19 protein-coding genes are annotated in these 17,945 nt (G+C 72.9%); 9 read left to right on the top strand and 10 right to left on the bottom strand.

The window, feature by feature from the left end:
* Positions 1-32: 32 nt before the first annotated feature.
* On the top strand, positions 33-1,223 hold the full coding sequence (cobA, locus tag ACFY3U_RS21050) for a uroporphyrinogen-III C-methyltransferase (protein WP_387204267.1): 1,191 nt from the start codon (positions 33-35) through the stop codon (positions 1,221-1,223).
* 303 nt (positions 1,224-1,526) lie between these two features.
* Here cobA and otsB read toward each other — a convergent pair whose 3' ends face one another.
* From otsB to ACFY3U_RS21070, 4 genes are all read right to left on the bottom strand, one after another.
* Positions 1,527-4,130, bottom strand: a complete 2,604-nt coding sequence (gene otsB / locus ACFY3U_RS21055; protein ID WP_387204269.1) for a trehalose-phosphatase — start codon at positions 4,128-4,130, stop codon at positions 1,527-1,529.
* A 61-nt stretch (positions 4,131-4,191) separates the two neighbouring features.
* Positions 4,192-5,595 (bottom strand): trehalose-6-phosphate synthase, encoded by a 1,404-nt coding sequence (locus tag ACFY3U_RS21060; protein WP_387204105.1) that lies wholly within the window; start codon positions 5,593-5,595, stop codon positions 4,192-4,194.
* A gap of 143 nt (positions 5,596-5,738) precedes the next feature.
* A complete protein-coding gene (locus ACFY3U_RS21065; protein WP_387204108.1) occupies positions 5,739-6,125 on the bottom strand; it encodes a hypothetical protein in 387 nt (128 codons plus the stop codon).
* The gene (locus ACFY3U_RS21070) at positions 6,118-6,402 is read right to left on the bottom strand and encodes a hypothetical protein (protein ID WP_387204111.1); all 285 of its coding nucleotides are present in this window, start codon (positions 6,400-6,402) and stop codon (positions 6,118-6,120) included. The genes ACFY3U_RS21065 and ACFY3U_RS21070 overlap by 8 nt, the downstream gene beginning before the upstream one ends.
* Positions 6,403-6,610: 208 nt before the next feature.
* Here ACFY3U_RS21070 and ettA point away from each other — a divergent pair, with 208 nt between their 5' ends.
* The 4 genes from ettA (at position 6,611) to ACFY3U_RS21090 (ending at position 10,206) form a co-directional block, all read left to right on the top strand.
* Positions 6,611-8,287: an energy-dependent translational throttle protein EttA gene (gene ettA, locus ACFY3U_RS21075; RefSeq protein WP_387204114.1), complete on the top strand. Its 1,677-nt coding sequence runs from the start codon at positions 6,611-6,613 to the stop codon at positions 8,285-8,287.
* A complete protein-coding gene (locus ACFY3U_RS21080) occupies positions 8,280-8,723 on the top strand; it encodes an acyl-CoA thioesterase (protein ID WP_387204117.1) in 444 nt (147 codons plus the stop codon). Before ettA ends, ACFY3U_RS21080 begins: the two co-directional genes overlap by 8 nt.
* A gap of 14 nt (positions 8,724-8,737) precedes the next feature.
* Positions 8,738-9,493, top strand: a complete 756-nt coding sequence (locus ACFY3U_RS21085; protein ID WP_387204120.1) for a hypothetical protein — start codon at positions 8,738-8,740, stop codon at positions 9,491-9,493.
* Positions 9,494-9,624: 131 nt separating this feature from the next.
* Positions 9,625-10,206 (top strand): YbjN domain-containing protein, encoded by a 582-nt coding sequence (locus ACFY3U_RS21090; protein ID WP_387204123.1) that lies wholly within the window; start codon positions 9,625-9,627, stop codon positions 10,204-10,206.
* 40 nt (positions 10,207-10,246) lie between these two features.
* Here the strand turns inward: ACFY3U_RS21090 and ACFY3U_RS21095 are convergent, their stop codons facing one another.
* The 3 genes from ACFY3U_RS21095 to ACFY3U_RS21105 all read right to left on the bottom strand — a co-directional run bounded on the left by ACFY3U_RS21095 (position 10,247) and on the right by ACFY3U_RS21105 (position 13,391).
* Positions 10,247-10,672 carry a globin gene (locus ACFY3U_RS21095; RefSeq protein ID WP_387204126.1) on the bottom strand — a complete coding sequence of 142 codons (426 nt, stop codon included), beginning with the start codon at positions 10,670-10,672 and terminating at the stop codon, positions 10,247-10,249.
* 51 nt (positions 10,673-10,723) lie between these two features.
* On the bottom strand, positions 10,724-12,094 hold the full coding sequence (locus ACFY3U_RS21100) for an MFS transporter (protein ID WP_387204129.1): 1,371 nt from the start codon (positions 12,092-12,094) through the stop codon (positions 10,724-10,726).
* A 250-nt stretch (positions 12,095-12,344) separates the two neighbouring features.
* Positions 12,345-13,391 carry a mechanosensitive ion channel family protein gene (locus ACFY3U_RS21105; protein WP_387204132.1) on the bottom strand — a complete coding sequence of 349 codons (1,047 nt, stop codon included), beginning with the start codon at positions 13,389-13,391 and terminating at the stop codon, positions 12,345-12,347.
* Positions 13,392-13,674: 283 nt separating this feature from the next.
* On the opposite strand from ACFY3U_RS21105, the gene ACFY3U_RS21110 reads away from it, so the two are divergent.
* Complete coding sequence (locus tag ACFY3U_RS21110; RefSeq protein ID WP_387204135.1) at positions 13,675-14,211, top strand: HNH endonuclease; 537 nt, start codon at positions 13,675-13,677, stop codon at positions 14,209-14,211.
* A 44-nt stretch (positions 14,212-14,255) separates the two neighbouring features.
* Here ACFY3U_RS21110 and ACFY3U_RS21115 read toward each other — a convergent pair whose 3' ends face one another.
* From ACFY3U_RS21115 to ACFY3U_RS21125, 3 genes are all read right to left on the bottom strand, one after another.
* Positions 14,256-15,068 carry a class F sortase gene (locus ACFY3U_RS21115; protein ID WP_387204138.1) on the bottom strand — a complete coding sequence of 271 codons (813 nt, stop codon included), beginning with the start codon at positions 15,066-15,068 and terminating at the stop codon, positions 14,256-14,258.
* Positions 15,069-15,082: 14 nt separating this feature from the next.
* Positions 15,083-15,556 carry a hypothetical protein gene (locus ACFY3U_RS21120; protein ID WP_387204141.1) on the bottom strand — a complete coding sequence of 158 codons (474 nt, stop codon included), beginning with the start codon at positions 15,554-15,556 and terminating at the stop codon, positions 15,083-15,085.
* Between the two features lie 161 nt (positions 15,557-15,717).
* A complete protein-coding gene (locus ACFY3U_RS21125) occupies positions 15,718-16,188 on the bottom strand; it encodes an Lrp/AsnC family transcriptional regulator (RefSeq protein WP_387204144.1) in 471 nt (156 codons plus the stop codon).
* A 146-nt stretch (positions 16,189-16,334) separates the two neighbouring features.
* Here ACFY3U_RS21125 and ACFY3U_RS21130 point away from each other — a divergent pair, with 146 nt between their 5' ends.
* The 3 genes from ACFY3U_RS21130 to ACFY3U_RS21140 are packed head-to-tail and all read left to right on the top strand — an operon-like array spanning position 16,335 to position 17,932.
* Positions 16,335-17,237 carry a tryptophan 2,3-dioxygenase gene (locus ACFY3U_RS21130; protein WP_387204147.1) on the top strand — a complete coding sequence of 301 codons (903 nt, stop codon included), beginning with the start codon at positions 16,335-16,337 and terminating at the stop codon, positions 17,235-17,237.
* A gap of 51 nt (positions 17,238-17,288) precedes the next feature.
* On the top strand, positions 17,289-17,507 hold the full coding sequence (locus tag ACFY3U_RS21135) for a type II toxin-antitoxin system VapB family antitoxin (protein WP_387204149.1): 219 nt from the start codon (positions 17,289-17,291) through the stop codon (positions 17,505-17,507).
* Positions 17,504-17,932, top strand: a complete 429-nt coding sequence (locus ACFY3U_RS21140) for a PIN domain-containing protein (protein WP_387204152.1) — start codon at positions 17,504-17,506, stop codon at positions 17,930-17,932. Before ACFY3U_RS21135 ends, ACFY3U_RS21140 begins: the two co-directional genes overlap by 4 nt.
* Positions 17,933-17,945: the final 13 nt, after the last annotated feature.

A 17,945-nucleotide genomic window follows, 5' to 3' on the forward strand; every position in this document is an offset into this window, starting at 1 on the left:
ACCCCCTCGGCCTGCGCCTGGCCGGCCGGCGGATGGTCGTGGTGGGCGGCGGAGCGGTGGCCACCCGGCGGGTGCCGGCGCTGCTCGACGCGGGCGCGCTGGTCCTGCTGGTCGCGCCGGAGGTGACCCCGGCGCTGCGGGCGCATGTCGACGCCGGCCGGCTGGACTGGGCGGCGCGCCGGTTCGCCCCGGCCGACCTGGACGGGGCCTGGCTGGTCCAGGTGGCGGTCGACGACCCGGTCGCCGCCGAGTCGGTCAGCGTGGCCGCCGCCGAGCGCCGGATCTTCTGCGTACGCGCCGACGACCGCGCCGCCGCGACCGCCTGGACGCCCGCGGTGACCCGGCACGGGCCGGTCACCGTGGCGGTGCTCGGCGGTGGCGACCCCCGCCGGGCGATGACCGTCCGGGACGCGGTCCGTGACCTGCTGGCCACGCGGGTGGGCGTGCCGGCCGAGCCGGACCTGCCGCCACCCGGCGGGGCGGGGGACGCGGCGGCGCCCGGCCGGGTGGCGCTGGTCGGCGCCGGCCCGGGCGACCCCGAGCTGATCACCGTGAAGGGCTGGCGGCTGCTCACCGAGGCGGACGTGGTGGTCGCCGACCGGCTGGTGCCCGGCCTGCTGCTGGACGAGCTACGCCCCGACGTCGAGCTGGTCGACGCGTCCAAGATCCCGTACGGCCCGTCGCGCGGGCAGGAGGAGATCAACCGGATCCTGGTCGACCGGGCGCTGGCCGGTCGCTTCGTGGTCCGGCTCAAGGGCGGCGACCCGTACGTCTTCGGTCGTGGCGGCGAGGAGCTGCTGGCCTGCGCGGCGGCCGGCGTACCGGTCACCGTGGTGCCCGGGGTGACCAGCGCGGTCGCGGTGCCCGCGGTGGCCGGCATCCCGGTCACCCACCGGGCGGTGGCGCACGAGTTCACCGTCGTGTCCGGGCACGTGGCCCCGGACTCCCCGGCCTCGCTGGTCAGCTGGGAGCGGCTCGCCGGGCTGCGCGGCACCCTGGTGGTGCTGATGGGCCTGAAGAACCTCGCGGCGATCACCGCCACCCTGACCGGGCACGGCAAGGACCCGGCCACCCCGGTCGCGGTGATCCAGGAGGGCACCACCGGCGCCCAGCGCACCCTGCACACCACCCTCGACGCGGTGGCGGCGGACGTGGCGGCGGCCGCCCTACGCCCGCCCGCCATCGTGGTGATCGGCGACGTGGTCACCGCCCTGCACCCCTGACCGCCCGCCACTCCGCGCCTCGCGCCTCGCGCCTCGCGCCTCGCGCCTCGCGCCTCGCGCCTCGCGCCCCGCGCCCCGCGCCCCGCGCCCCGCGCCCCGCGCCATGATCGTGCTCGATCCTGGAAATAGGGGTATCCGCTACGAGACGAAGCCACTACATCCAGGATCGAGCACGATCATGGGGCGGCGGCCATGTGACGGTCGCGGCGGGCCGGCGGCCCACCTCGCCGCGATCGCGGCGGGGCGGGGTGGACGGCGACGGCCGGAGACACCTGTCTCCGGCCGTCGTGAATGCTGGTCGGGTCAGTGCTTGAGCATGTTGTCCAGGAGGAGGGCGCAGCGGATCAGGCCGAGGTGGCTGTAGGCCTGGGGGTGGTTGCCCAGGCCGCGCTCGGCGAGCGGGTCGTACTGCTCGGGGAGCAACCCGGTCGGGCCCGCCGTGTCGATCATCTGGGTGAACAGCTCCTCGGCGTCGGTGCGGCGGCCGGTGCGCAGGTACGCCTCGATCAGCCACGCCGTGCAGATGTGGAAGCCGCCCTCCCGGCCGGGCAGGCCGTCGTCCCAGTGGTACCGGTAGACGACCGGGCCGCTGCGCAGATCGGCCTCGATCTTCAGCACCGTGGACAGGAAGCGCGGGTCGTCGCCGGGCAGCAGCCCGGACAGGCCGATCCAGAGCGACGAGGCGTCCATCTCCTCGTGCCCGTACGCGACGCTGTACGCCTCGACCTCCTCGTGCCAGCCGAACTCCAGCACGTTGGCGCCGATCCGGTCGCGCAGCTCCACCCACTCCGGCCGGTCCTCGCCGCCGTGTTGCCGCACCACGTGCAGCGCCCGGTCGACGGTCATCCAGAGCATCACCTTGGAGAAGACGTGGTGCCGCGGCGGGAGGCGGGCCTCCCAGATGCCGTGGTCGGGCTCGTGCCAGCGGCGGCGGACCGCCTCGACCATGTTCTCCAGCACCCGCCACTCGTCGTCCCGGACCGAGCCCCGGGCGTCGGCGACCGCGGCGATCAGATCCGCCACCGGGCCGAAGACGTCCAGCTGGAGCTGGTGGTTGGCGAGGTTGCCGACCCGGACCGGCCGGGAGCCGGCGTAGCCGGGCAGGGTGTCGATGACCGCCTCGGCGCCCAGCTCGTAGCCGTCCACGGTGTAGAGCGGGTGCAGCCGCTCCGGGTGCCCCCCGGTGCGCTCGACCACCCCGTCGACCCAGCGCAGCAGGCCCTCGGCCTCCTCCGTCGAGCCGAGGTCGACCAGCGCCCGGGCGGTCATCGCCGCGTCCCGCAGCCAGCAGTAGCGGTAGTCCCAGTTGCGTACCCCGCCCAACTCCTCCGGCAGCGAGGTGGTGGCGGCGGCCAGGATCGAGCCGGTCGCCTCGTGGCAGAGCCCGCGCAGGGTCAGCGCGCTGCGGGCGACCAGGTCCCGCGCGGTGGAGGGCAGCTTCAGCGAGGCCACCCAGTCCTTCCACGGCTGCTCGGCGGCGGCCTGCCGCTCGTGGATCGGCACCGCGTGGTGCTCCAGGCTGTGGGTGGCGAAGCGCAGCTCCAGCACCACCTGACCGCCGGCGGCGGAGAGGTCCACCACCGCCTGGGCCGTCTCGTAGCCGCCGTCGTTGCGCACCTCCCACTGCACGCCGGGGGAGTAGAGCGCGACCGGTTCGTTGGAGCCGAGCACCAGCAGGCCGTCGTCGAGCGGCTGGAGCTGGACCTGCACCTGGCCGAACTCGGGCCGCGGGGCGAACTCCACCCGGACCCGGCCGCGACCGCTGAGCACCCGGACCAGCGTGGAGTCGCCGGTGACCACCGCCGGGCCGTCCGGGGTGGTCTCCTTCGCCGGCAGGTCCAGCCAGTCGGTGACGGTGAGCCCGGACCAGCGGGTCTCCACGGTCATCGTGCCGTTGCGGTAGCGCTGCCCGAGCGGGATGCCGCCGCGCTCCGGGGTGACGCTGAAGTGGCCGGCCGGGCTGCCGCCGACCAGGTCGGCGAAGATCGCCGCCGAGTCGGGCTTGGGGTGGCAGAGCCAGGTGACCTTGGCTTCGGGGGTGAGCAGGGCGACCGTGCGGCCGTTGGCCAGCATGGAGTGCCGTTCGATCGGCACCGCCCGCTCACCGAACAGCCAGTGCCGCCGGGTCTCCAGCAGCAGGCCGAGCGCGCGAGCTGCCTCGATCGGCTCGGCCACCCGGTAGTCGGCCCTGGTGTCGCCGGGGCCGATCTTGATGCCGACGTCCGGCCCGTGCAGGTTGCCGAAGGCGTTCTCGTCGGTGACGTCGTCCCCGATGAACAGCACCGCGCTGGCCGACAGCTGGGTACGCAGCTGGTCGACCGCGGTGCCCTTGTGGGTGGCGACCACCGACAGCTCGATGACCTCCTTGCCCTGGGTGACGGTGACGTCCTCCCAGGTGGCGGGGCCGCTGCGGACGGCCTCGATGGCCGCGGCGGCGATCTGCGGGTCGACACCGCGGGTGTGCACCGCGACGCTGGCCGGCTTGCGCTCCAGCCGTACGCCGGGGTGGGCGGCGGCGATCTCACGCAGCGCGTCGCGCAGCCGGGTGCGGACGGCGACCAGCTCGGGGGAGAGCCGCTCGACGAAGCCGATGTCGAACTCCGAGCCGTGGCTGCCCACCAGGTGGACCTCGCTGGGCAGCCGGGAGAGCGCGGCCAGGTCGCGCAGGGCCCGCCCGGAGACGACCGCGACGGTGGTCTGCGGCAGCGCGGCGAGCGCCCGGACGGCGGCCACCGACTCGGGCAGCGGGACGGCCTTGCTCGGGTCCTCGACGATGGGCGCGAGGGTGCCGTCGTAGTCGCAGGCGACCAGCAGCTGCGGGACCCGGGCGATCCGCCCGATCGCGGCGCGCAGCTCCGGGTCCAGCGGACCGGCGGCGGGGGCGACGGTGTCGGTGGTGGCGCCGATGCTCACAGGGAAACCTCAGTTCGCGACTGCGGGGCTCGCAGGACCGGCTCACTCCTCGCGCTCACTCGGACGACTCCGTTCCGGGCGTGCCGAGCTCGCTGAGGAAGGACTTCGCCCAGTGCCCCACGTCGTGGGTGCGCAGGTGACGTTGCATTATCCGCATGCGGCGGCGGGCCTCCGGCTTCTCCACGTGGACGGCCCGCAGCAGGGCGTCCTTGACCGCGTCGGGGTCGTGCGGGTTACACAAAAACGCCTGGCGCAGCTCGGTGGCGGCGCCGGCGAACTCACTGAGCACGAGCGCGCCGCCCTGGTCGGCGCGCGATGCCACGTACTCCTTGGCCACCAGATTCATTCCGTCTCGCAGGGGGGTCACCATCATCACGTCGGCCGCGACGTACATCGCGGCGAGTTCCGAGCGACTGTACGACTGATGCAGATAATGCACCGCCGGCACGCCGACCCGTCCGAATTCGCCATTAATCCGACCAACCTCGCGCTCCACCTTGACGCGAAGTGCCTGGTAGTGCTCCACGCGCTCGCGGCTCGGGGTGGCGACCTGCACCATAACCGCGTCCGGAACTGTCAACTTTCCGTCAGCGAGCAGTTCGCGGAAGGCCTTGAGCCGGAGCTCGATGCCCTTGGTGTAGTCCAGCCGGTCCACGCCCAGGATGATCGTCTTCGGGTTGCCCAGCTCCTCGCGGATCTGCTTGGCCCGGGCCAGGATCGACGGATCCTCGGCCAGCCGCTCCATCTCCTTGGTGTCGATCGAGATCGGGAAGGCGCCCGCCTTCACCTGGCGACCGTCCACCTGGATCATCTGGCCCTCGTAGCGCAGGCCGAGCAGGTGCCGGGCAAGCCGGACGAAGTTCTGCGCGGCCAGCCGCTGCTGGAAGCCGACCAGGTCGGCGCCGAGCAGCCCGCGCAGCAGTTCGGTGCGGAACGGCATCTGCATGAACAGCTCGATCGGCGGGAACGGGATGTGCAGGAAGAAGCCGATCTTCAGATCCGGCCGCAGCTCACGCAGCATCGCCGGCACCAGCTGCAGCTGGTAGTCCTGCACCCAGACTGTCGCGCCCTCGGCCGCGACGTCCGCCGCGGCCTCCGCGAACCGGGCGTTGACCAGCCGGTACGCCTCGCGCCAGCGGCGCTTGTAGGCCGGGGTCTCCACCGCGTCGTGGTAGAGCGGCCAGATCGTCGCGTTGGACTGGCCCTCGTAGTAGCGCTCCAGCTCCTCGGCGCTCAACGGCACCGGGTGCAGGCGGATGCCCTCCAGGTCGAACGGCTCGGGCGCCGGCCCGGTGCCGCCGGCCCAGCCGACCCAGGTGCCCCGGTGCTCGGCGAGGACGGGGTGCAGCGCGGTGACCAGCCCGCCTGGGCTGCGTCGCCACTGCCGTCCCTCGGGTGTGCTCACCTCGTCGACCGGCAATCGGTTCGCCACAACGACAAAGGAGCTACGGACGGTCACGATCGGCCACCTCCGGGTGCTGACGGGTCCACCGCGATGAGCGTACTGAGCGTAGCTGCGGCGTCTGATGCCCCGTGCCGCAGTTCCCTACCCGTCCCACGGCGACCGGAACCTCGTCGGTGACCTTGTCGACATCGCCTGCTCTACAGGTCGATGATCGGCCACTCCTTGGGCAGCACCTCACCCAGCAACTCCCGCCGATCCGTCATGAGTGGGGTGGTCGCACGCGCCGCCTCCAGCGCTGCCTGCGCCAGATCCATACTTGCCAGTCCCCGCGACCAGCCGCCGAGGAACATGCACATGTCGTGCTCCACCGGCCTGACGACCACATGTTCCAGATCGCCGAGGATGTCCAGGAGCGGCCAGCCGTCGGTGCTCACCTGGCGGTATGCCGTAGCCAGGCACAGCGCCGGGATGATCACCGACTGCCCCTTGTCCGCCACCTTGGCGATCTGCTCCCCGACCGCCTCGGTGCCGTTCGAGTAGGCCAGTAGGCAACCGGTGTCCAGTATCAGGCCCGCCTCAGCCACCGATCGCCAGCCGTCCGCGGGAGGACTCGCTCAGCAGGGCTGCCGCCTCGGCGCGCAGCTCCGGTGTGATCCGGGCCTGTGCCTCGTCGAGCTTGCGGCCCGCCTCGGCCAGGCCGGCGTCGGTGAGGGCGAAGCCGACACTCCGCAGCGTCTGCCTGGTGGTCTCGCCCGCCATGACTCGACGCACGCTTTCGGCGATGAAGGCAGAGACATTCGGTTCCCTGGCCAGTCGCTCCGCAACATCATCGGGAAGGCTGATCGCGATCTTCTTGGTCATACCGATCAAACTAAGCGGTGATACCGTTGTTCGCAACGAGGCGCGCCGGGCGTACTGCTGGGGCGGGGTGATGCGGGCGGAGCCGGCCGTACCTGTCAGGATTGACGGCGGCGTGCGCGCGGCCGGCTCCCGGCCGGCGGCGGCCGGCCGGACTCGCGGCCCGCGCCCACCAGCTCGCGACAGCAACCCGACGGAGGTAGCCCGCACCGTGGCCCAGTACATCTACGTCCTGGAAAAGGCGCGCAAGGCGCACGGCGACAAGGTCGTGCTCGACAACGTGACGCTGAGCTTCCTGCCGGGGGCAAAGATCGGTGTGGTCGGCCCGAACGGCGCCGGCAAGTCCAGCCTCCTCAAGATCATGGCAGGGTGGGACCAGCCGAGCAACGGCGAGGCCCGGCTGATGCCCGGCTTCACCGTCGGCATGCTCGCCCAGGAGCCCCCGCTCAACGACAGCAAGACCGTCCTCGGCAACGTCGAGGAGGCGGTCGCGGAGATCAAGACGAAGCTGGACCGCTTCAACGCCATCGCCGAGCAGATGGCGACCGACTACTCCGACGAGCTGATGGAGGAGATGGGCCGGCTGCAGGAGGAGCTGGACAACGCCGACGCCTGGGACATCGACTCCAAGCTCGAGCTGGCCATGGACGCGCTGCGCTGCCCCCCGCCGGACGCCGACGTCACCAAGCTCTCCGGTGGCGAGCGGCGCCGGGTGGCGCTGTGCAAGCTGCTGCTGGAGGCGCCCGACCTGCTGCTGCTCGACGAGCCCACCAACCACCTGGACGCGGAGAGCGTGCAGTGGCTGGAGCAGCACCTGGCCAAGTACGCCGGCACCGTCATGGCGATCACCCACGACCGGTACTTCCTGGACAACGTGGCGAACTGGATCCTCGAGCTGGACCGCGGCCGGGCCTACCCGTACGAGGGCAACTACTCCACCTACCTGGAGAAGAAGGCCGCCCGGCTCTCCGTCGAGGGTCGCCGCGACGCCAAGATGAAGAAGCGCCTCTCCGACGAGCTGGAGTGGGTCCGCTCCAACGCCAAGGCCCGGCAGACCAAGTCCAAGGCCCGGCTGGACCGGTACGACGAGATGGCCGCCGAGGCGGAGAAGACCCGCAAGCTGGACTTCGAGGAGATCCAGATCCCGCCGGGCCCGCGCCTGGGCAGCACCGTCATCGAGGCGCACGACCTGACCAAGGGCTTCGGCGAGCGGATCCTGATCGACGACCTGTCCTTCTCGCTGCCGCGCAACGGCATCGTCGGCATCATCGGCCCGAACGGCGTCGGCAAGACCACCCTGTTCAAGACCATCGTCGGGCTGGAGCAGCCGACCGGCGGCGACGTGAAGGTCGGCCCGACGGTCTCCCTGTCGTACGTCGACCAGAACCGGCAGGGCCTGGACGGCGACAAGACCGTCTGGGAGGTCGTCTCGGACGGGCTGGACCACCTCATGGTGGGCAAGGTCGAGATGCCGTCCCGGGCGTACATCGCCGCGTTCGGCTTCAAGGGGCCGGACCAGCAGAAGCCGACCAAGGTGCTCTCCGGCGGCGAGCGCAACCGGCTCAACCTGGCGCTGACCCTGAAGCTCGGCGGCAACGTCATCCTGCTCGACGAGCCGACCAACGACCTGGACGTGGAGACCCTCTCCAGCCTGGAGAACGCGCTGCTGGAGTTCCCGGGCTGCGCCGTGGTCATCTCCCACGACCGGATGTTCCTCGACCGGGTGGCCACGCACATCCTGGCCTGGGAGGGCACCGAGGAGGAGCCGTCGAAGTGGTTCTGGTTCGAGGGCAACTTCGAGGCGTACGAGAAGAACAAGATCGACCGGCTCGGCGCCGAGGCGGCCCGTCCGCACCGGGTGACGTACCGCAAGCTCACCCGTGACTGATCGCTTCGTCTACCACTGCGCGCTGCGCTGGTCCGACCTGGACGCGTACGGCCACGTCAACAACGCCCGCTTCCTCACGCTGTACGAGGAGGCCCGGGTGGCGTTGATGTTCGCCGGCGGCCGGGCGTGGGGAGTGGGCTCGTTCGCCGACGGGGTGGTCATCCGCCGGCACGAGGTCGACTACCTGCGCCCGGTCGACTACGCGCTCGGTCGGGCCACCGCCGAGGCGGCCCCGACCGTGCGCATCGAGCTGTGGATCTCCGAGATCCGGGCCGCCTCGTTCACCGTCGACTACGAGCTGTACGACGGCGACGTGCTGGCCAGCCGGGCCCGCTCGGTGCTGGTGCCGTTCGACCTGACCCGCCAGGCGCCCCGCCGGTTGAGCGACGATGAGCGTGCCTTCCTGCGCACCTGGGCGCCGGGCGCGGCGGCGTGAGCGGGGTGCCGCCCGTGACCGGGCACGGGCTGACCGGGCTCGCCGACGCGGGCGCCTTCCTGGCCCGGGTGGCCCGGTTCGACCCGGGCGCCGTGGTCCGGCTGCGGCCGGTCGACGGTGCCGGCCGTACCGCCCTCTGGGCCCGGCTGCCGTGGGACGTGCTGGTGGTCCGCACGGTGACCGGCCTCGCCCCGGTCGACGTCACGGTCGGCGCGGCCGACCTGCTGGCGCGGCTGGCGCCGGCCGGCGGGGCGCTGCCGCCCCGCCGGGACGCGGACTGGCGCTGGCCGCTGCCGCCCATGGCGAGCCGGCGGCTGGAGCTGATCCCGGCGGCGCAGCTGTGGCAGGTCGCCGAGGCGGCGGCCGGCACCCTGCGCACCGCGGCCGCCGAGGGGGTCGCCGGCCGGGCGGTGGGGCAGCGGGTGCTCCGCGACGCGCTGCTGGACCACGTGGCGGTCACGGTCAGGCCGGACGACCCGCCCGGCGAGCCGGTCGAGGTGACCCAGCGGCTGGTCCAGGCGATCGTCCGGATGGGCTTCGCCGGCCCGCCGCCCACGCGACCGGCGGCTGCCGGCCCGGGGGCTGCCGGATCGGCGCCGGCCGGCCCGGCGGTCGGCGGGGACGGGTCAGGGAGCGGCGCGGCCGGAGGCGACGTGCAGGTGCGGTCGGCCGGACGGTGGGTCGGGCTGGTCGGACCTTATGGAGCGGCATGGTCGCGCACCGTCTCGGAACTCGCGATCCGGCCGACCAAGGATCACCCGAAAGGATGACCCGAGGTCGTTCTTCTGGCCCGGGGCTGCCGTTGGGGGGGTGCTTCAACCCGGCTGTCCGGGTACCGTCCATCCTCGGATCCAACACACCGTAGGCGGCTGGATCCGCTGGGGAGTGAGGTGCGCGAGCGATGCCGTGGTGGTCATGGCGCCCTGGTCCCGCCGCAGGCGGCGACCCGGAAACCCGAAGCGGGATCACAGTGGACACCGTCCGGGTCGGACCACCGGCCCCGCGGCAGCCGGGGGACGACGCCCCGGCCGGCGACCGGCCCGCGATAGCGGACATGCCGGTCGCCGTCGAGCCGGTCACCCTGCGTCGGGTCTGTGACGCGTTGGACCTGCTCGACGTGCGGTACCTGGCCGACGGCGACGGCAACCTGCTGGCCATGTGGGAGCGGCACGCGGTGCTGGTCACCCTGGAGGGTCCGGAGGACGAGATCCTGGTGATGCGGGCACGTCCACACGCGACGGTCCCGCCGGACTGGGCGGACCGCGCCTATCGCGTGGTCAACGAGTGGAACCACACCCGCCGGTTCTGCAAGGCCTACATCGGCGACCCGACCGAGCGCGGCCAGCTGCCCATCTACGCCGAGCTGCAGGTGCCGCTCGGCGCCGGCACGCACGATGCGCTGCTGGTCGAGATGCTCGACTGCGGCGCCGCGGTGGCCACCACGTTCGTCGACTGGCTGCACGACGAGGGCGCGCTGCTGTAGCGCGCGTCGGTGCCCGGCCCCCGCGGGGCCGGGCCCGCCCTCACCCTTCGCCGGGCTCGTCCATCGCGTTGACCATGAAGTACGCCGCCCGCTCGAGGTAGTCCCAGAGCGGGTCGGCGATCTCCGGCGGCAGGCCCAGCCGGTCGACGGCCCGGCGCATGTGGTGCAGCCAGGCGTCCCGCTCGGCCGGGCCGATCCGGAACGGCGCGTGGCGCATCCGCAGGCGGGGGTGCCCGCGGCTGGCGGAGTAGGTGTTCGGGCCGCCCCAGTACTGCATCAGGAAGAGCGTCAGCCGGTCGGCGGCCGGGCCGAGATCCTCCTCCGGGTACATCGGTCGCAGCAGCGGATCGGTGGCGACGCCGGAGTAGAACTCGTCGACCAGCTTGCGGAAGGTCGGCTCACCACCGACCGCCTCGAAGAGGGTGGTCGACGCACCGGGCCGGTCGGACTCAGCTGCGGGATTCACCGTTCCATCCTGCCAGGTGCCCCCACGGGCCGGCCGGTACGCGCCTGCGGCTCACGTCACAGCGTGGCTGTGCCGGCCCGGCTGGCCGGAGCGGGCCCGCGCTCCGCCGGCGAGGTGCCCGCGGTCCTGCGCCGGCACCGTCGCGTTGGCCCGTTCGGCCGCGTCCACCGCCGCGTCGACGGTGGCGCGGTCCGGCCAGGGCAGGGCCGTGGCCAGCATCAACAGCACGCCCGCGGCGCTCCACACCCCGACCACCACGGGCACCGAGAACCGGTCGGCGAGCAACCCGGTGATCAGCACCGCGCCGCCCTGGATCACCTGCATGCCGGTGGCCATCACCCCGAACGCCCGAGCCCGGTACGCGTTCGGTAGGGCCCGCACGAACAGGCCGTTGGCGGTGGGCAGCATCCCGGCGACGGTGAACCCGCAGGCCGCCCCGAGCAGCGCCACCACCACCGGCGGCGGGTCCAGCAGCGCCGGGACCAGGACCAGCGGCGCCAGCACGGCCAGCGGTCGCATCAGCGTGAGCCGGCGGGTCGGGCCGAACACCCGACCGATCAGCAGCCCGCCGAGGATGAAGCCGGCCGGATTGGCCGCCATGATCAGCGCCTGGGCGACCCCGGCGTCGGCGCCCGCGCCGGAGCTCTCCTTCGCCCAGGCGGCGGCGAGCCCCTCGGGCACGATCGAGAAGAGCATCACGCTGAACACCAGCACGGCGATCGCGCGCAGCACCGGGGTGCCGAAGACGATCCGGAAGCCCTCTCCGGTCTCCCGCAGCAGGTGGCTGCGGTGCGCCGCGGTCATCGCCGGCTCCCGGTCCCGGACGCCGAACCGGATCAGCAACGCCGACAGGCCGAAGGTCACCGCGTTGAGCAGCAGGGCCAGGGCCGGGTCGTAGACCGCCATCATCGCGCCGGCCAGGTAGCCGACGACCTGCGCGACCTGGCTGACGCTGGCGCTGAGCGACAGCCCCAGCACCAGCCGGTCGCCGGTGAGGATGGTCGCCTGCAGCGCCGACCGGGCGGCCTGACTGGGCGGGTTGGCCAGGGTGCTGGCGAAGAGCAGGGCGAGGATGGCCCAGACCGGGATGCCGGGAATGGCGATCACCGCCATCAACGCCATCCGGGCCAGGTCGCACAGCACCATGACCCGCCGGTAGCGGTGCCGCTCGGCGAGCGCCGCGAGCACCGGGCCGCCGACCAGCCAGGGCAGGTAGCTCACCGCGAAGGCCGCGGCGGAGAGCGCGACCGATCCCTCGGTCTCCTGGTAGACGAGCACGGTGACCGCGGCCCGGGCGACGTAGTCACCGACCCAGGAGAACGCGTTCGCCGTCAGGACGGCGCTGAACTCCCGCTCGCCCAGCACCTCACGGAAGGTCGCCTGTCGCTCCGGGGAGGTCCGCTCGGACACCGTCGCCTCCATCGCGCCCCCGCGCCGGCCGCTCGTGACGGCCCGGCGGGGCACCCATCGTCAGATCCACGGACCAGCGAGGACTCGATCACGCTCCGGCTTGTGCACCGTGCACCGGATTCTGCCCGATAGTCTGAGAACTGGCTAGGGCGAACGGATCGATGGTCGCATCTCCGACTGAACGAACGGACGATACCCGAGGGGTCGTGCGGCCCGCGACCCCCGGATTTCGGGTTGTCGTGGCCGGGACGTCACCCGCCGGTCAGCCGGCCGAGCCCGGGCCGGGGCGGGACTCCGGACCGGTCGGCGGCAGCCCGGGATAGAGCCGGCCGGCGGCGATCCGGGCGGTGATGCCGGAATTCTCCAGCGCCTCGGCGAGCCGCCGGCGCAGTTCCCGGCCGACCGCGAACTGGCCGTCGGCGGTGGTCTTGACGATCGTGCGGATCACCGCGCCGTCGACGGTCATCTGCTCCACGCCGAGCACCTCGGGCGGTTCGACGATCTCGGCGGCCAGGTCCGGGTCCATCGCCACCGAGGCCGCAGCGGTCCGCAGGACGGCGTTCGCCTCCTCGGTGCCGGCGAAGCCGATCGGCAGATCCACCACGACCAGGGCCCAGCCCTGGCTCTTGTTTCCCACCCGGATGATCTCGCCGTTGCGGATGTACCAGAGCACCCCGCGCCCGTCCCGGACGGTGGTGACCCGCAGCCCGACCGCCTCCACCACCCCGGTCGCCTCGCCCAGGTCCACCGTGTCGCCGACCCCGTACTGGTCCTCGATCAGCATGAACAGGCCGGCGATCAGGTCCTTGACCAGGCTCTGCGCGCCGAAGCCGAGCGCCACGCCGACGATCCCGGCGCTGGCCAGCAGCGGCGCCAGGTCGAAGCTGAACTCGCGCAGGATCATCAGCAGCGCGATGCCGAAGACGAAGGCGGTGACCACGCTGCGCAGCACCGAGCCGATCGCCTCGGCCCGCTGCCGCCGCCGCTCCGGTACGAACCCCTCCGCGTCCAGGGTGGCCGACGGGATCCGTTCGCGCAGCGGGCGCAGCAGGGTGGGCACCGCGCCGCGGGAGGTGGTGCGCACCAGCCGGTTGATCGTCCGGTGCAGCGCCCAGCGGGCGACCACCGCCAGCAGCAGGATCAGCAGCACCCGCAGCGGCTTGAGCAGGATCCAGTAGCTGCCCTCGGCGAACCAGACCGAACCGGTGGCGTCCAGCATCGTCTTGCAGAGCGAGTCGTCCAGGCAACCCTGCGACGGGGTGGGGTCGGTGATCGGCTCGGCGAGGGGCAGCAGGCTGGCGACGCTCATCCTGCCTTCGTACCGCACCGGGCGGGGCCCGCCGGCGGCGACCCTCCGTACGCCCGGTCGGCCCGACGTCCCATGATCACCGACTGGTAACCGGACATCTTCCCCCGGCCGGAGAAAGCTTCACGAGGGACCCCCCGATTAGTACGTGCAATCCGGGGCCTTATCAGGGACGATGGGCCCAACGGACGTCGGTGGTCCCGCCGGCGTCGGTCGTGCTTCCCGCTGGGCGGGTCCGGCCGACGTTGCCAGCGGTGGGAGCGGCTGGACCGGGAGGGTGAGCACGATGCCTGACATACGACCCACGGTGGGCTCCAGCGCGCTGGTTCTCAACGCCACCTACGAGCCGCTGTGTGTCGTGTCGGTGCGCCGCGCCGCCATCCTCGTGCTCTCCGCCAAGGCCGTCTGCGTGGCCGACGGCGACGGCATCCTGCACAGCGCCCGCAACGCGCTCGCGGTCCCCTCGGTGGTCCGGCTGACCCGGTTCGTCCGGGTGCCCTACCGCACCCACGTCGGTCTGTCCCGCCGGGCGATCTTCGCCCGGGACGGTTGGCGCTGCGCCTACTGCCGCGGCCCGGCCGAGACCATCGACCACGTCTTCCCGCGCAGCCGGGGCGGCCGGCACGCCTGGGAGAACGTGGTCGCCGCCTGCGCCCGGTGCAACCACACCAAGGGCGACAAGACCCCGGCCGAGCTGGGCTGGCGGCTACACAGCCCGCCTGCCGCACCGAAGGGCAATGCCTGGCGGGTGCTCGGCCACCGGGCCCCCGACCCGCGCTGGGCGGACTGGCTCGACCTGCGGGAGCCCGAGGCGGCGGCCTGACGGAGGCCGCCCGGCCGGGGCGATCGGGGGTGCCGGTCGCATCCTCACCCGTCGCGCGCCCGCACCAGCGACGCGTACACCACGACGTTGTCGGCGTAGCCGGTCCGGCCGCCCACCCACCGCCCGCCGCAGGTGATCAGCCGCAGGTTCGGGCGGCTGAAGTCGCCGAAGATCTCGTCGGCCGGCAGCCGCTCCTTGCCGTACCGCTCGACCTGGTCCACCTGGAAGACGGCCACCCGGTGGTCCTCCCGGGTCACCTCGACCGTGTCCCCGACGCGCAGCTCCTTGAGCCCGTGGAAGACCGCCGGGCCGGTGCTGGTGTCCACGTGCCCGACGATCACCGCCGGGCCGTACTGGCCGGGGGTGGGGCCCTGGTCGTACCAGCCGGCCTCCTGGGCGTGGCCGAGGTCCGGGACGGCGATGCTGCCGTCCGGGGCGATGCCGACGTGGTGCACCGGAGCCTGCAGGTCGATCGAGGAGATCGCGATCCGGGTCGGTGGGCTGCCCGGCAGCACCGGAAACTTCTTCGGCGGCGGCCGCAGCCCGGCGACGAACCGGTCGGGCAGGACACTCAGGCCGGTTACCCGCTGCACCCCGAGCATCGCCACGATCAGCACCATCAGGGTGCCGATCACCAGCACCGCCCCGCCCGGGTTCCGGAACCGGCCGCCGGCCAGTGCCCGGGGCGGCACCGGGCGGACCGGACGGGCGTGCGCGACCGGATCGGTGGTGACCACGCTGGCGGTGACGGCCTGGGCGGCCACCCGGCGGAAGCGGCCGGCGGCGCGGGCCGCGAGCCGGGCCACGGCCCGGACCCGGTCCCGACCCGAGCGCGTACGGGCGCGTCGGCGGGTCATGTCGGGACGGTCGGTCAGGAGCCGGCGGCCCGACGGCGTCCTGGGCCGAAGACGCCGAGCCCGGCCACCACGGCCACCACGGCCAGCCCGCCGACCAGCAGCAGCGAGCCGACCCCCCGGCCACCGGCGGTGCCGCCGCCACCGGTCGCCGGGCCCTTGCTGGGCTGCGCCATGTTGAGCACGGTCAGCATGGTGGACGCCGTGTTGCCGTTGGAGCAGCGCAGGTCGACGGTGTAGTCCCCGGGTTCCTTGTTGCCGGGCACGGTCACCGCCCCGGTCAGGAAGCCGTTGTTCGGCCGCAGCATCACCCGCCCGAAGGCGTCGGAGTGCACCTCGGCCTGCTTGTTGTTGGCGCCGTCGCAGCTGGCCCGGACGGTCACCCGGCTGCCTGCCTGCACGCTGTTCGGCGTGACCTCGACGAAGACGTTGTCGCCGGCCCGGGCGGGTGTCGCCGCCGCCAGGACCATCGCCCCGACCAGTGCGAACATCGCCAGAGCGGCGGAAAAGGCACGATGGTACGCGTGGAGCCCCCGCATGATTCCCCCCTCCCGGCGACGATTCGCCGGAATCCTGCGCCGGGTGTGCGGGCCTGCATTCCCGTTGGTCCGGGGGCAAACCGGCTGCGGCGGGCCGCGGGGGAGTGCCCCGCTCAGCGCCGGCGGGCGTCCGGGCCGGCCGGCAGGCTGGTGAGCTGCCCGACCGGGTGCCAGTCCAGCGGGGTGGAGAGCACCATCGTGCTGGACGGCTGGCCGTACGGGGCGAGCCGGTCGATGACCGCCTCGAACTCGCCGATCGACCCGGCCGCGACCTTGAGCATGCTGCACGCGTCGCCGGTGATCCGGTGGATCTCCATGATCTCCGGCCAGCCGGCCACCTCGGGGTCGTTGAGGATGCAGCGCGCGCCGTAACAGGACATCCGGATCAACGCGACCACGGTGCGGCCGGCCCGGGTCAGGTCGACGTGCGCGTGGTACCCGGTGATCACGCCGGCCTCCTCCAGCCGGCGGACCCGCTCGGCGACCGCCGGCGGGGACAGGTGCACCCGGCGGGACAGCTCGCTGAACGACAGCCGGGCGTCGTCCTGCAGTTCGCGCAGCAGCGCCCAGTCCATGTCGTCCACGCGTCGACCTTATCCGCGAAAGGTCGGTTGCCCTCAGCGGGTTTCGTGTGGAAGGTCCTCGCCTGCCGACGCCGTCGGATCGGCATTCCGGGTCGCCCCTCCGGCGAGAGATCATGTGGTCAACGTGATCGGAGGGGGACGAGACGGTGGACCAGACCGACCTGCGGGTGCCCGCGCCCACCCCGGCGGTGCGCCCGGTGACCCCGCGGCAGCGGGCCGCCCGGGCCGCCCGCAACGGCGGCGAACCGACGCTGGAGTTCGCCGAGCGGGTGCCGTACGACGCGTACGTGCACGCCAGCACCCTGCACTCGCTGCAGCAGCCGGTCAGCTCCGATCCGGGCGAGATGTCCTTCCTGATGGTCAGCCAGATCATGGAGCTGTACTTCGGGCTGACCTGCCACGAGCTGCGGCAGGCCCAGCGGGACCTGCGGGCCGACCGGGTCTGGGCGGCGCTCGCGCCGCTGCGCCGGGCGGCCCTGCACCTGGAGGGCCTGAACGCCGCCTGGCACGGGCTGCGCTGGATGACGCCGGCCGACTTCAACCGGTTCCGCAACCTGCTCGGCGAGGGCTCCGGCTTCCAGTCGGCGATGTACCGGCACCTGGAATTCCTGCTCGGGCTGCGGGAGCCGTCCCTGATCCGTCCGTTCCGCCGCGACGGCCAGGTTTACGACGACCTGCGCGCGACGTTGGCAGCGCCGAGCCTGTGGGACGACGTGATCGCCCTGCTCGCCCGGCAGGGCCACGACGTTCCGGCCGACCTGCTGGCCCGGGACGTGTCGGTCGAGCACACCTCGCACCCGCTGGTCGAGGCGGCCTGGCTGGAGGTCTACGGCGACGACGGGCCGGACAACCACCTCCGGCTGCTCGGCGAGGCGCTGACCGAGGTGGCCGAGCGGTTCGGCGACTGGCGGTGGAACCACGTGAAGGCGGTCCAGCGCACCATGGGCGCCAAGGTGGGCAGCGGTGGCTCCGCCGGGCTGGCCTGGCTGCAGCGCAGCATGGCCCGGGTGGTCTTCCCCGAGCTCTGGTCGGCCCGCACCGCGATGTGACCGTCGTCGGCGCGGGTATATAAAGAGGCGGCGCGGTTATATACTCGGCCGGTGAAGACCGTCATCGACCTGGACGACGAGCTGCTCGAGCGCGCCCGTCGAGAGCTGGGCACCACGACCAAGAAGGACACCATCCACGCGGCGCTGCGGCTGGTCGCCGAGCGCAGCGAACGAATGGAGGCCGTCCGCGAGCTGCTCTCCGTCGACCGCGACTGGACCGGCCTGCTGGAGGACGACAAGACGCCACGCGGCGAGCAGGACGCCGCATGACTCCTCCGGTCGGCCTCTACCTGATCGACACGTCGGCCTGGGGACGGCTGCGGCTGCCGGTCGTCCGCAAGCGTGTCGCGGCGATCCTCGAGGAACGGCTCGCCGCGACGTGCCTTCCGCTCGATCTGGAGGACGGGCGCAGCGCCCGGGACTTCCGGGACGCGATGACCGTCCGGGCCCGGCGGGCGGAGCTCATGGTCGACCTGCCGATCAGCCCCGCCGTCGCCACCCGGGCCCGTGATCTGCAGCTGGCGTTGACCGCCAGGGGGCACCATCGGGCCGCCAGTCCGGTCGACGTCCTCGTCGCCGCGGCCGCCGCCGAGTACTCCGCCACCGTGCTGCACTACGACCGCGACTTCGACCTGCTCGCGGAGGTGGGCGGTCCGCGCTCCGAGTGGGCGGCCCCGCCCGGCACCCTGATCTGACCCGGCGCGCCCG

It is taken from the genome of Micromonospora sp. NPDC000089 (assembly GCF_042899365.1).
Lineage (GTDB): Bacteria > Actinomycetota > Actinomycetes > Mycobacteriales > Micromonosporaceae > Micromonospora.

Coding starts and splice junctions, on each gene's coding strand:
- cobA (WP_387204267.1), top strand. CDS start 33: ATGGTCGTGGTGGGCGGCGGAGCGGTGGCCACCCGGCGGGTGCCGGCG.
- ACFY3U_RS21070 (WP_387204111.1), bottom strand. CDS start 6,402: ATGACCAAGAAGATCGCGATCAGCCTTCCCGATGATGTTGCGGAGCGA.
- ACFY3U_RS21090 (WP_387204123.1), top strand. CDS start 9,625: ATGCCGTGGTGGTCATGGCGCCCTGGTCCCGCCGCAGGCGGCGACCCG.
- ACFY3U_RS21100 (WP_387204129.1), bottom strand. CDS start 12,094: ATGGAGGCGACGGTGTCCGAGCGGACCTCCCCGGAGCGACAGGCGACC.
- ACFY3U_RS21105 (WP_387204132.1), bottom strand. CDS start 13,391: ATGAGCGTCGCCAGCCTGCTGCCCCTCGCCGAGCCGATCACCGACCCC.
- ACFY3U_RS21110 (WP_387204135.1), top strand. CDS start 13,675: ATGCCTGACATACGACCCACGGTGGGCTCCAGCGCGCTGGTTCTCAAC.
- ACFY3U_RS21115 (WP_387204138.1), bottom strand. CDS start 15,068: ATGACCCGCCGACGCGCCCGTACGCGCTCGGGTCGGGACCGGGTCCGG.
- ACFY3U_RS21120 (WP_387204141.1), bottom strand. CDS start 15,556: ATGTTCGCACTGGTCGGGGCGATGGTCCTGGCGGCGGCGACACCCGCC.
- ACFY3U_RS21140 (WP_387204152.1), top strand. CDS start 17,504: ATGACTCCTCCGGTCGGCCTCTACCTGATCGACACGTCGGCCTGGGGA.